This window comes from Moraxella sp. FZLJ2109, assembly GCF_024296965.1.
Taxonomy (GTDB): Bacteria; Pseudomonadota; Gammaproteobacteria; order Pseudomonadales; family Moraxellaceae; genus Moraxella.
Genome location: NZ_CP101112.1, coordinates 2327631 through 2340663 on the forward strand (window position 1 = coordinate 2327631; position 13033 = coordinate 2340663).

Here is a 13033-nt window from a genome sequence, read left to right on the forward strand (position 1 = left end):
TAGTCGCCATCAGCATATCAGCCAAGCAGTGGCTTTGCCATCGCCAAATACAAAATACCCACATACCCCACCGCAGCGATCATCATGCCCGCTTTGGCTTGTGATGGCTGTACAGCTTGATTACGCAGTGCTTTGATGATTGCTGATACCGCAACAACCAGCAGTACAAGCTTAGCGATCGCCCAATGCTGCACGCCCGCCACTTGATACAGCTGCCAAAACAACCACAAGCCTGTCAGCATCAGCAGCGTATAGATCAGATGGCTTGCCCCTGTGATCATCGCCGATCGCTTGGCGGTCTTACCCATCCAAATCGGCAGCGCTTGACACACAAAAATGATGAGCGTCAGCACCGCAAGTAGCATATGAAAATGTTTCATCACGCGCCTTATTCGTAGATCACTTCTAGAATTTCAAACTCAGCCACACCGCTTGGGGTTTGGATTTTGGCTTCGTCGCCTTCTGATTTGCCGATCAGACCACGCGCGATCGGTGAATTGACCGAGATTTTACCAGTTTTAAAATCCGCTTCATCATCGCCGACGATCTTGTAGCGGCGTTTTGCGCCATCGTCAAGGTTCTCAAGCTCAACTGTCACGCCAAACACCACACGACCATCTTGTGGCAATTTGGTCGGATCAATCACCTGCGCACCGCCAAGCTTCGCTTCGATGTCACGAATGCGTGCTTCGCACAGACCTTGCTGTTCGCGTGCGGCGTGGTACTCGGCATTTTCTTTTAGGTCGCCATGTTCGCGCGCTTCAGCGATGGCGATGGTGATGCGTGGGCGTTCTACAGTTTTAAGTTGCTTAAGCTCTTCTTCAAGCGCTTGGTGTCCTTGCGGGGTCATCGGATAGCGTTGCATAACTTTTCCTTGCAGTCTCACTCTGTGAAATCAAAATTAAAAATCAAATGCAAAAAAGCTTGCCAAACTTTCATCTGGCAAGGCTTTAGATTTCGTTAATTGTCCGCTATTGTACTTGGTTTTTTAAAAATTGCAAGCGATTTGATGTGCGCAGTTTGTAACTGATTTTGGCTTAATTTTAATGTGTTCGGTTAAGTGCGATAAGCGTTCAAAATCGCTTGTTTTAGTTGCAGATACGCCGCCGATTGTACAAAATCATCATCTTGTGGCAAACAAAAATGATTCGCCAACACTGCAGGAGCACCCTTTAAGACATAAATTTCATCGGATAATTGTATCGCTTCATCGATGTCATGAGTGATGAGCAGACAAGTTAAGCCTTGTTTTTGGCGAAACTGCGTGAACCAGTCATACATCTCGGTCTTAGTCACGAAATCCAATGCCGAAAACGGCTCATCAAGCAGCATCAGATCGGCATTGGATAGATAAGTGCGTAGCAATGCCGCGCGCTGGCGCTGACCGCCTGAGAGCTGATGGGGAAATTTATCCGTCAAGCCATCTAGCCCAAAGATTGGTAATAATGGCTCAATCTGCGATCGTATCTGCACTTTGTCTTTACCTTGTAAAGTCAATGGCAGTGCAATATTGTCATAAACGCGTTTAAACGACAGCAGCAAGTCTTTTTGTAGCATATAGCCAACTTGCCCTGTTAGACCTGTGTGCTCCATCCCATCGATCAGCACCTGCCCTGTACTTGGGCGCAACAAGCCTGCTGCGATGTCAAACAGTGTCGTCTTGCCCACACCGCTTGTGCCGATGATGCTCACCACCGATCGCGGCATCACTGACAGTGTCAGATGCTCAAAAATCGCTACGCCATCACTGCCAAATCGATGGCTGATGTCATCTAGCTGTAGTTTTGGTACAGACGATACTGGCGACATCATTGCATTATGGCAAATAGTCATTGGTCACGCCTGCTTGTGGTGGCAGCGGCTTATCTGTCAAGCCCTGCGCATTCACCCAGCCAAAGAACCGATCCCAACGCGCATAGTCAAATCGCCCCCAATCGCCTTGATCATCCAGATATAAACCAGACAGATAAGCTTGGCTTTGCTTAGCAAGCTCAGGATTGATCTCAGGCGCGTGCCTGAGTAGGATTTCGGCACTTTGTTCAGGATTGTTGGCAGCGTACAGATAGCCTTCTTTGATCGCGGCTAAGGCTTTTTTGTATTTGTCTGGCTGCTCTTTGAGCGCATCGGTATTGGCGATGAGAATCGGAGAATAATAGTCAAAAACAGGGTTTGCGTCTTTTAGATAAAAAAACTTCGTATCCACACCTTTGATCTTGGCGTGAATGCCGTCCCAACCATAATAGGCTAGGATAAAATCAAACTGATCCATGCGCAGCGCCATCGTCGCGTCAGTCGCTTCACCAGGGATTTTGTTCAATGGCGCACCGACCACCGCCGCCACTGTCGCATCATCGATCGGATCTTCCCATGTCGAATATCGCCTGCCATGCAGATCTTGCGGTGTGTTCGCGCCCAAGCTTGCCAAAGATAATAACCCTGCGCTGTTATGCTGAGTGATGGCAGCAATCGCGGTAATTGGCTCGCCTTTGTTCAATCGCTTGACCATATTTGGCTGAAAATACACACCCAAATCTGCACGATGATTGGCAACCAATGTCGATGTGCTGTCTTCGCTTGGTTGTACGATTGTGGCATCGATGCCTTGCTTGGCAAAATAGCCATTTTCGATCGCGACATACAACCCTGTGTGATTGGTATTCGGCGTCCAATCAAGCGCAATCACCAACGGCTCAAGCGTCTTGCCATCGGCGCTGACAGCGGGTTTGTCTTGGCAGGCGCTCAAGGTAGCCATCGCCAATAACAGCGCGGCAGGTTTTAGCCAAGTGGTGGGTTTTAAGCCTGTTTTTTTACCGATAAATTTCATCATCATTACACTTAAATTTATAAAATTACTTAACAAATTGATACGCCATCACGCGTTTTTCACACCATTTGACCAGTGCGATTAACAATAAAGTCAAGCAACTGATCAAAAAAATCACCGCAAACATATTATCAAGCTCATACGATTTGCGCACACGCGTCATATACACGCCAAGCCCATGATAACCGCCAAGCCACTCTGCCACCACCGCTGATATTAAGGCATAGCTTAAAGCAACTTTTAATCCTGTAAAAAAATATCCCATCGCCGACGGTATCTTTAGGTGGCGATAAGTCTGATAAGTCGTGGCATTCATCGAGCGAAACAGATTGAGCGCATCAGCACTCACCGAACGATAGCCATCAAGCAGCGCAATGGTCATCGGGAAAAATACCGACAGCACCACCAGTACCACTTTTGGCGCGATACCGTAGCCAAGCCAAATCACCAATAGCGGTGCAATCGCGATCGTTGGGATGGTTTGATTCAGTAGCAGTAGCGGATAGACACTTTGGCGAAAAATGCGCGACAAATCCATCAAAATCGACAGCACAAAGCTGAGCAACAGCCCAATCAGTGTACCGATAAACGCCGTCGCAAGCGTATATTTGGCGTGCATGGCAAGCAGCGGCGCATCATCGATCAGCGCCTGTATGATCTGCCATGGGCTTGGCAGCAAATAATCAGGCACAAGTCCCGCACCAATCACCGCTTGCCACAGCACAAGCAAAGCCAGCACCAGCGCATAATGCCGTGCATAGTGGCGAATCAGACGAAATGGGCGAATGGTCATGATGGGTAGCTTAGCGATTGGTGAAAATGGCGATAAAATTGTGCCATTTTAGCATATTTGTCCCAGCTTTATGCATAAGTTTATCATAGCTTTGTAACTGCTAAATATCATGGTACAAAAACAAAACCCCAAACGGCTTTTTGGCTTGGGGTTTTGGAGTTTAAGATTTACGATTCGATTAAAGTTGGCGCTTAATATCAAACTTCAATCAAGCACTTGGCGCATCAGGCTGATTGGCAGGTGCAGCTTGGATAAAGGCATCTAGGCTTTGGCAATTTGTCACAATGCGATTAATGGTTGGATATGCGCTCAAATCCACTTCAAAGCGCTTGGCATTGAACACCTGTGGCACCAAGCAGCAGTCCGCCATCGTTGGCGTATCACCATAACAAAACTGCCCTGCGTGCTTGTTTAATTCTGCTTCTAGCGCGCGAAATCCTTCGTGAATCCAGTGTGCATACCATGCATTTTTTGTCGCTTCATCGACACCCAACTCACCTGTCAGATATTTTAGCACGCGTAAATTATTCAATGGATGAATCTCACAAGCGATCAGTTGACTAAGACTGCGCACGATAGCGCGCCCATCACGATCACTTGGCAGCAGTGGCACAGATGAATCAAGCTCATCAAGATATTCGATGATCGCAAGTGACTGCGCCAACACCATGCTGCCTGCTGTGCTGTCAATCTCAAGGCTTGGCACCAACCCTTGGGGATTTTTGGCAGTATAATCAGCGTCTTTTTGTTCCGATTTAACCAAGTTTATAGGGATGATATCGGCGGATAATCCCTTTAGATTGAGTGCGATACGCACGCGATAAGATGCTGAACTGCGAAAATAAGAATATAGTTTCATACGCATTCCTTTTGACATATCCAATCATTCTACTAACAAATCCCAAAGCACTCCCAAGCTTTGAAACCCATCAAATTGATAGCAATACTATATCAAAAAATCACCACTTCATAACCCACAAAAACTGATAAATATTGCAAAAAAAACCATATATCAGTGATGTAAACTTCATATTGCTTATTTTGCTTGCGATGGCAGCTTGGTAATGGTAAAGCCTGTAAATCCAAAAATCAGCGTCAAGACAAAGCATAGATAACAAAAGAACGCATACGGCACATAGTCAATCACAGGCATGCCAAATGTCCCTGCAAAAAAAGCCCCCATACACGCCCCACGGCACAAGCGGATTGATGACCATGCCTGCATCTTCAATGGTACGAGATAGGTTTTTTGGATGTAAGCCCAGCCGCTTGTATTCAGGCAAAAAAACGCATTGCCTGATAATAATAAGCTTAAATACTGCTCACCGACCAAGACATTGATGCCCAAGGATGTGAATGCTGTCGCTGCCACACCACGACTGGCTTTGGTGAGAATGTGGCGCATCCCATCAAGCAGCGCAGGCAAAATACCCAAGCCCTGTCGCCACACCGCCAATCATCTTATCTTGCATGGCGTCAAATGTCAGACCTTTGACAAATCCAAACACAAGTAAGCCCAAAATCACCAAAAGCAGCGATAAATGCGGCACCCAACCCCATGCAATCATCGTCACCGATAGCACAGCCACCATCACGCCTGCCATCACCACCGCTTGAGTCGGGCTGATGGTCAATAATGTCGTGGTTTTATCATTCATATCCATATCCTTACAACTTCATGGATGAAAATTTTGCCTAATGAGATTATCAACAAATTTATAAAAATTTTGATTTTCAAACCCCATCAGACTTTGGTTGAAAAATTTAAAACAACCATCAAGCACAGCAAAACGGCACAGTGGTTATTTTAACAATCATCAACCATCATCCCTAATTGTAACACAGTTAATCCCTTGATTTTAAAAACAAAAAAACCGCTTGGCAAATACTCACCAAGCGGCCTGATGACCAATTATTTAGCGGCATCGACATCCAAAGCACCACGGCGGATCTGATCTCGCTCAAGGCTCTCAAACAGCGCCTTAAAGTTACCCTCACCAAAGCCCTCGCGATAATCGCCTTTACGCTGAATAAATTCAAAGAATACCGGGCCAAGTGCTGTTTCTGAGAAAATCTGCAATAATAGGCGTGGCTGACCGCCTTCGGTCGTACCATCAAGCAAAATGCCACGAGATTGTAGTGCTTTGACATCTTCTCCATGATTTGGTAGGCGTTCATCAAGCATCTCATAATAGGCATCATTAGGCGCAGTCATCAGCGGAATGCCAGCGGCTCTGAGCTTATCAATCGCACCAAGCAAATCATCGGTCAATAACGCAATATGCTGAATACCCTCACCGCCGAACGCCATCAGATACTCTTCAATCTGACCGCCGCCTTGCTTGGACTCTTCGTTCAATGGGATGCGAATCAAGCCATCTGGTGCAGTCATCGCACGACTGGTCAATCCCGTGTATTCGCCTTTGATGTCAAAATAGCGAATTTCTTGGAAATTGAACAGTTTTTCATAAAACTTCGCCCAATAATCCATCCGCCCACGATAGACATTGTGCGTCAGATGATCCACCACCGAAAAGCCATAACCGACCGGATGGCGATCCACCCCTTCGATGAATTCAAAATCAATATCATAAATCGATTTGCCATCCTCATAGCGGTCAATCAAATACAAGGGTGCACCACCGATGCCCTTGATCGCAGGCAGGCGAAGCTCCATCACCGATGTCGGAATCTGTACAGGTTGAGCACCAAGCTCAATAGCACGCTGATACGCAAACTGCGAATCACGCACCCGAAACGCCATACCGCACGCCGAAGGTCCATGCTCATTGGCAAAGTACATCGCCTCAGACTTCGGCTCACGATTGACGATAAAATTAATGCCGCCTTGACGGTACAGTAGCACATCTTTTGAGCGATGCTTGGCAACGAGCGTAAAGCCCATTTTTTCAAACAGTGGCTCAAGCACATTTGGTGTCGGACTTGCAAATTCTACAAATTCAAAGCCACACAATCCCATTGGGTTTTCGAATAAATCTGCCATAATCATTCCTTGGTTGGTTCAAAAAATAAATCCCTCGATACTTGTAAAGGATATGTGCCTTATCTTAAAATAGCGCAAGCTTATGCACAAATTGATTTTTTCTTGAATTTATCGGATTTTACCATGAATATCACCTTTCGCCAGCTCAAAGCCTTTGTCAGCGTCGCTCGTCACAAAAGCTTTACCAAAGCCGCCGATGAGCTGCACTTGACTCAGTCATCATTGAGCGGACTGATCAAAGAGATGGAAAATCAGCTGGATACTCGGCTATTTGACCGCACCACACGGCAGATGCATCTATCAGAAGCAGGCGAGCGACTTTTACCCCATGCCCTACGAGTTATCCATGATATGCAGGTACTGGGTAATGAGATTGCCGACCTCAAGGACTTTCATCAAGGCAAAGTGCGCATCGCAGCACCACAGCAGCTTGCCGCATCTGCCATGCCTGAGCTGATTAAGCAGTTTAAACAGGCTTATCCAGATATTCAGGTCAATCTGATTGATTGCTCTGTCGAAGATGTCATTAACTCGGTGCAGACATTAGAAGCGGATCTGGGCGTTGGTCCTGCGTTTGCTTATCATACCGATTTGTCAGCGACTGAGCTGTTTTCATCGCCATTTCGCTTGGTGGTACGCCCTGATCACCCCTTGGCATCTCGCTCTGATTTGACTTGGAGTGAGATGAGCGATGGCGAATTAATCACCTTACAAGAGCCATTTGCCAACTATATCGCCGATCATCTGCCACTTGATATCAGTACTAAGGTATTTCGCAGTGATTATGAAGTCAATTTTTTATCCACGGCACTTGGTATGGTCAAGCAAGGCTTGGGTATGACAATGGCACTGGGCTATGCCAAAGCTTGGGTCGATGAACAGAACCTTGTCATGGTGCCCATCAGCGAACCACAAATCAGCTACAAATTTTTGTTATACAAACATCGCTATCGCTCAACTTCTCCTGCTGTCATGGCGTTTGAAGCGTTTTTGATTAACTATAGTAAAGTATGGCATGATTCGGTTGGGTAAATTAATAATTGTTTTTAAAATAATTATTAATTATATTGAAAATACCCAAAAATACCATACTCTTGGGCATGGTTTAACCTGCTCTAGGTAATAAAATGCGGTAGCTTATTGGCAATACAATTCGTGAAGCTGAGTGATGAGCTGTACTACTTTTTGATCTGCCACACAATAATAAACATACTTGCCCTGTCTTTGGGTGTGAACAATCCCTGAGTTACGCAAAATCCCCAACTGCTGCGATAGCGTTGGCTGTGTCACGCCAGTCAAGACTTCAATCTCACCGACATTAAGAACACCCCCACCAAGTACGCAAACAATCTTCAGTCGCTCAGGATTGGCAAGTATTTTGAGCACATCCATGACCCGTGGTAAAGCGTCAAAATTTATATCTTTATCAAACGGTTTGGATTTGTTATTTTGATCCATTGAAATCCTCAAGAGGTAGTTGGGCTATAAGCTTGGCATATTTTAACATATTTACCGTTAAAATCGACTATCATTATATAATTTTATATATTATAATAAAATAAATTGTTGTGAATTAGGAATTGAAATGCATCCGTTTTTATTAGCTCTACTTGGTGGTGTGATGATTGGCTCAGCGACTGTCGGCTACCTGCATACCACTGGTAAAGTCGTTGGCATCAGTGGCATGATTGCAACTTTGCCCAAAACCAAAATCAGCCCTGCCTTATTTTTTCTGATCGGTATTGGTTTATCTGCCCTATTGGCATCGATGTTTGGCTGGATAACTATAGATGACATCATCCTGACAGACTCAACTGGTCTGCTCATCATAGCAGGCGTGCTGGTAGGTTTGGGCACACGGCTCGGCTCAGGCTGCACAAGCGGTCATGGTATCTGCGGCATTGCACGACTATCCTTGCGATCAGTGGTAGCGACATTGACTTTTATGACAGCAGGGATATTGACCGTGTTTATGATGCGATTATTGGCTATAGTGGTGTAGGTGCATGATGAGTCAATTGATCAAAAACATCTTAGCGCTTGGATTTGGACTCTTGTTTGGTGCAGGTTTACTAGTGTCTGGTATGGCAAATCCCGCCAAAGTCATCGGTTTTTTGGATATATTTGGTACATGGGATCCCAGCCTTGCTTTTGTCATGGCAGGTGCGATTGGGGTTGCCATATTGCCATTTAGCCTTGCCAAACGACAAGCACATACGCTGATGGGTGAAACTTTCAGCTTGCCGACGGCAACCGTCATCGATGCTCGGCTGATTATTGGTGCGATGCTGTTTGGTGTTGGTTGGGGCTTGGTGGGGATTTGTCCTGCACCTGCGATCAGCCTAGTGGGTCTGGGTCAACTGCAATCACTGTATTTTATGTTGCCAATGCTGATAACCATGTCTCTGCATGATATTCTCAATATAGGATAATCAGATGATTATTAAAGAGTTTTTTGATAAAGATAGTCAAACCTTTAGCTATGTTGCCGCTGATGACACAAGTGGTATCTGTGCCATCATTGATAGTGTGCTTGGCTTTGATATGCCGAGTGCTCGCACTGATACCACACTTGCCGATGACATCATCGCCTATATCAATGCACAAGCATGGACGGTGGCATGGCATCTTGAGACGCATATTCATGCCGATCATCTAAGTGCTGCCAGTTATCTGAAATCAAAACTTGGTGGCAAAATCGCCATCAGTCATCGCATTGATGAAGTACAAAGTATCTTTGGTGAGATTTATCATCTGGATTTTAAGTCCGCCAATGCAATGATGGGGTTTGATTATTTTTTTGAAGACGATGAGTACTTTAACATTGGCACACTGCCCGCTCGAGCACTTGCCACACCGGGTCATACACCAGCATGCATGAGCTATTGGATTGATGATGCTGTCTTTGTTGGTGATACGCTATTTATGCCAGACTATGGCACAGCTCGTTGTGATTTTCCTAAGGGCAGTAGCCGTGCTTTGTATCAATCTATCCAAAAACTCTACCAGCTGCCCGATGACACCACCGTCTATCTGTGCCATGACTATCTACCACCGTCACGGCAAGCGTTTGCCTTCAAAACCACCATCGGCGAACAAAAGCAGCACAACATCCATGCCAATATCACCATCAGCCAAGATGAATTCGTTGCCATGCGTGATGCCAAAGATCGCACCCTAGCCATGCCTAAGCTACTTTTGCCATCCATTCAGTTCAATTTGCAAGCGGGTAATTTGCCACAAGCAGAGGATAATGACATCAGCTATCTTAAGATTCCGTTGAATCAGTTTAGATAAATCTGTCTTGTTTGTCATTTATATCAAGCAGCAGCTGGAATTAATCTAAGCTGCTGCTTTATTTTGAGGATTCTTGTGATGCAAAGAACCTTAAGCAAGTGTAAATTTTATGATTTATTATGTAAAAATAACAAATAATCAAGAATTATGACAAAAATTTAACTTGCCATAATCGGATGAAATCAGTATATTAAGTTATCACTTGTTCATTCAGTTAATTTCACATGTGCTGCAAGTGGTGGGTTAATACACACTGTTTATGGTGTATTTTAAATGGAAAGCGGTTACATGATAACGGAATTTATCATTTAACTGAGCTAATTTCAAAGGAGTTGTTATGGCGTTTAAGCAAATTCAAGACTACACCCGTGGTTTTTATATCCCTTGCGTTTCTTTATTTGGTGCAGGTTGCGTCCAAGAGATTGGCGAACAAGCCAAAAATTTGGGTGCAAAAAAAGCATTAATTGTTACTGACCAAGGTCTGCACAAAGCTGGTGTTGCCGATACCATCGCCGAGCATCTAAAAAAAGCCAATGTGGATAGCCATATTTATTCAGGTGCCGAACCCAACCCAACTGACAAAAATGTTCATGATGGCGTGGATGTATTTAACGATCAAGGTTGTGATTTTATTGTTTCCTTGGGTGGTGGCTCATCGCACGACTGTGCCAAAGGCATTGGGCTGGTAACAGCAGGCGGCGGCAATATCCGAGATTATGAAGGACTGGATAAAAGCAGCGTACCGATGACGCCACTGATTTCTGTCAATACCACCGCTGGCACAGCGTCTGAAATGACCCGTTTTTGTATTATTACCAATACCGATACGCATGTAAAGATGGCGATTGTTGACTGGCGTTGCACGCCATTGATCGCTATTAACGATCCTCGCTTATTGGTGCCCAAGCCTGCTTCACTGACAGCGGCAACTGGTATGGATGCATTGACGCACGCCATAGAAGCGTATGTATCAACCGATGCCACGCCAATTACTGATGCTTGTGCCGAAAAAGCCATCGTCATGATCCAAAAATGGCTGCGTCAAGCGGTGGCTAATGGCGAAAATATTGAAGCAAGAGAAGCGATGAGTTATGCCCAATATTTGGCAGGTATGGCATTTAATAATGCATCACTGGGCTATGTACATGCGATGGCACACCAACTTGGTGGATTTTATAATTTACCGCATGGCGTGTGTAATGCCGTATTATTGCCACATGTATGTGAATTCAACCTCATCGCCGCACCTGAACGCTATGCTGCCATCGCCGAGCTTCTTGGTGTTGACACTTATGGACTGACACCGATGCAAGCAGGCTATGCTGCCATTGATGCCATCAAGGACTTGGCGGCCGATGTTGGCATTCCAAATGGTCTGACGAAACTGGGCGTCAAAGAGCAGGATTTGGATGTCATGGCAACCAATGCCCAAAATGATGCTTGTATGCTAACCAATCCAAGAAAAGCCACGCATGCACAAGTTGTGGAAATCTTTAAAGCAGCAATGTAGAGCATCAAATATTCATAAGCCAAGCTAAGAGCCTGCACCCCAAACGCTTAAGATAAGCCTTTGGGGTGTTTTATTCATCCAAATACCACCCTATCCGTCAATCTCAAACGCTTGATAAATCGCATCATCTAGTCTATCTACCGCAATGATGGTGATACCTGCAAACTGACGACTGCCTGCTTGTGGAGCGTTGGCTCTGGGGACGATGGCATGGGTAAAGCCGTGTTTCATGGCTTCTTTTAGGCGTTCTTGACCGTTTGGCACAGGGCGAATCTCCCCTGACAGACCTACCTCACCAAATACGCACAGACGATTTGGTAAAGCTTTTTCACGGATGCTGGATGCACAGGCGAGCAATACCGCCAAATCCGAGCCTGTCTCCATCACCTTGACACCACCGACGACATTAACATAGACATCCATGCCACTGGTATGAATGCCACCATGACGGTGCATGACTGCCAAGAGCATGGAAAGACGCTGATAATCCAGACCCAGTGCCATACGCCGTGGCTGAGCTTGCGAGCTATCCACCAAGGCTTGCACTTCAACCAGTAGCGGACGAGTGCCTTCACGGCTCACCATCACCACCGAACCTGCGATGGGCTTATCATAACGACTTAAAAATATCGCCGATGGGTTGGCAACTTCTTTTAGCCCCGTATCCGTCATGCCAAAGATGCCCAGTTCATTGACCGCCCCAAAACGGTTCTTCACCGCACGAATCATACGAAAGCGACTGTCCGATTCCCCTTCAAAATACAGCACCGTATCCACCATATGCTCAAGCACTCTTGGACCAGCAAGTGCCCCTTCTTTGGTCACATGACCCACCAAAAACAGCGCTGTGCCTGTCTGCTTGGCATAGCGAGTCAAAATCGCCGCCGACTCACGAATCTGTGCCACACCCCCGGGTGCGGACTGTATCATCTCAGTAAATAGCGTCTGAATCGAATCAATCACCGCAATGGCAGGCTGCTCTGCGGTCAACGCCATACAGATGGTATCGACATTGGTCTCAGCCAGCACTCGCAAGCGGTCAGTCGGTAAGCCCAATCGCTTGGCGCGCATCGCCACCTGTGACAGACTCTCTTCACCAGTGATATAAAGCGCAGAGCCTGACAGGCTGTCACTTGCTGCCATATTAATGGCAGTTTGCAATAGAATCGTCGATTTGCCAATCCCTGGATCACCGCCAATCAGTACCACCGACCCTGCCACAAGTCCGCCACCCAGTACACGGTCAAACTCACCAATCCCTGTCGGCATCCGAGTCTCAAGCGTCACGCCGACATTATCCAGCGTCATCACGCCACTGGTTGCCCCTGCATAGTTGGCAGTCTTACGGGGTGTAGCTACTGTACTGCTTGATTTTTTGGTGTGATGTGGTAAGGCAGTGTTAGGCGCTTCGATCAGTGTATTCCACTCACCGCAGTCAGTACATTGCCCTGCCCATTTGCCATACATCGCACCGCAATTTTGGCAGACATAGCTAGATTTGGCCTTTGCCATGAATTTTTCCTATGGTATATCAATGATAAATTGGCAAATTGTAGCATTTTTAGGGATTTTTGGACAAGGTTTTACATAACACGGCCCAAACAA

15 protein-coding genes and 1 pseudogene are annotated in these 13033 nt (G+C 46.0%); 5 read left to right on the plus strand and 11 right to left on the minus strand.

Annotation, left to right across the window (positions count from 1 at the left end; translation table 11 throughout):
• Nucleotides 1-17 precede the first annotated feature (17 nt).
• From NKU06_RS11035 to hppD, 9 genes and pseudogenes are all read right to left on the minus strand, one after another.
• Nucleotides 18-380, minus strand: a complete 363-nt coding sequence (locus tag NKU06_RS11035; RefSeq protein WP_254731066.1) for a SirB2 family protein — start codon at nt 378-380, stop codon at nt 18-20.
• An 8-nt stretch (nt 381-388) separates the two neighbouring features.
• Complete coding sequence (gene greA / locus NKU06_RS11040; RefSeq protein ID WP_253223689.1) at nt 389-865, minus strand: transcription elongation factor GreA; 477 nt, start codon at nt 863-865, stop codon at nt 389-391.
• Nucleotides 866-1056: 191 nt separating this feature from the next.
• Entirely contained in the window at nt 1057-1833 is a 777-nt protein-coding gene (locus tag NKU06_RS11045; protein WP_254731069.1) for an ABC transporter ATP-binding protein, read from the minus strand.
• A complete protein-coding gene (locus NKU06_RS11050; RefSeq protein WP_254731072.1) occupies nt 1817-2827 on the minus strand; it encodes an ABC transporter substrate-binding protein in 1011 nt (336 codons plus the stop codon). The genes NKU06_RS11045 and NKU06_RS11050 overlap by 17 nt, the downstream gene beginning before the upstream one ends.
• A gap of 22 nt (nt 2828-2849) precedes the next feature.
• The gene (locus NKU06_RS11055) at nt 2850-3617 is read right to left on the minus strand and encodes an ABC transporter permease (protein WP_254731075.1); all 768 of its coding nucleotides are present in this window, start codon (nt 3615-3617) and stop codon (nt 2850-2852) included.
• Nucleotides 3618-3825: 208 nt separating this feature from the next.
• Entirely contained in the window at nt 3826-4476 is a 651-nt protein-coding gene (maiA, locus tag NKU06_RS11060; protein WP_254731078.1) for a maleylacetoacetate isomerase, read from the minus strand.
• A gap of 177 nt (nt 4477-4653) precedes the next feature.
• Nucleotides 4654-5058, minus strand: a pseudogene (locus NKU06_RS11065) (Na+/H+ antiporter NhaC family protein); the annotation flags it as partial.
• The gene (locus NKU06_RS11070) at nt 5027-5275 is read right to left on the minus strand and encodes a hypothetical protein (RefSeq protein WP_254731084.1); all 249 of its coding nucleotides are present in this window, start codon (nt 5273-5275) and stop codon (nt 5027-5029) included. The pseudogene NKU06_RS11065 and the gene NKU06_RS11070, both read right to left, overlap by 32 nt.
• 254 nt (nt 5276-5529) lie before the next feature.
• Complete coding sequence (gene hppD / locus NKU06_RS11075; RefSeq protein WP_253223696.1) at nt 5530-6621, minus strand: 4-hydroxyphenylpyruvate dioxygenase; 1092 nt, start codon at nt 6619-6621, stop codon at nt 5530-5532.
• 123 nt (nt 6622-6744) lie between these two features.
• On the opposite strand from hppD, the gene NKU06_RS11080 reads away from it, so the two are divergent.
• Complete coding sequence (locus NKU06_RS11080; RefSeq protein WP_254731087.1) at nt 6745-7653, plus strand: LysR family transcriptional regulator; 909 nt, start codon at nt 6745-6747, stop codon at nt 7651-7653.
• Between the two features lie 105 nt (nt 7654-7758).
• Here NKU06_RS11080 and NKU06_RS11085 read toward each other — a convergent pair whose 3' ends face one another.
• A complete protein-coding gene (locus NKU06_RS11085) occupies nt 7759-8013 on the minus strand; it encodes a helix-turn-helix transcriptional regulator (RefSeq protein WP_254731090.1) in 255 nt (84 codons plus the stop codon).
• Between the two features lie 193 nt (nt 8014-8206).
• Between NKU06_RS11085 and NKU06_RS11090 the strand changes: the two genes are divergently transcribed.
• From NKU06_RS11090 to NKU06_RS11105, 4 genes are all read left to right on the plus strand, one after another.
• Nucleotides 8207-8623 carry a YeeE/YedE family protein gene (locus NKU06_RS11090; RefSeq protein WP_254731093.1) on the plus strand — a complete coding sequence of 139 codons (417 nt, stop codon included), beginning with the start codon at nt 8207-8209 and terminating at the stop codon, nt 8621-8623.
• Between the two features lie 19 nt (nt 8624-8642).
• Nucleotides 8643-9053: a DUF6691 family protein gene (locus NKU06_RS11095; protein ID WP_254732081.1), complete on the plus strand. Its 411-nt coding sequence runs from the start codon at nt 8643-8645 to the stop codon at nt 9051-9053.
• 4 nt (nt 9054-9057) lie between these two features.
• Nucleotides 9058-9918 (plus strand): MBL fold metallo-hydrolase, encoded by an 861-nt coding sequence (locus NKU06_RS11100; RefSeq protein WP_254731096.1) that lies wholly within the window; start codon nt 9058-9060, stop codon nt 9916-9918.
• Nucleotides 9919-10255: 337 nt separating this feature from the next.
• Nucleotides 10256-11428: an iron-containing alcohol dehydrogenase gene (locus NKU06_RS11105; RefSeq protein WP_254731099.1), complete on the plus strand. Its 1173-nt coding sequence runs from the start codon at nt 10256-10258 to the stop codon at nt 11426-11428.
• Nucleotides 11429-11518: 90 nt separating this feature from the next.
• Here the strand turns inward: NKU06_RS11105 and radA are convergent, their stop codons facing one another.
• A complete protein-coding gene (radA, locus tag NKU06_RS11110; protein WP_254731102.1) occupies nt 11519-12940 on the minus strand; it encodes a DNA repair protein RadA in 1422 nt (473 codons plus the stop codon).
• Nucleotides 12941-13033: the final 93 nt, after the last annotated feature.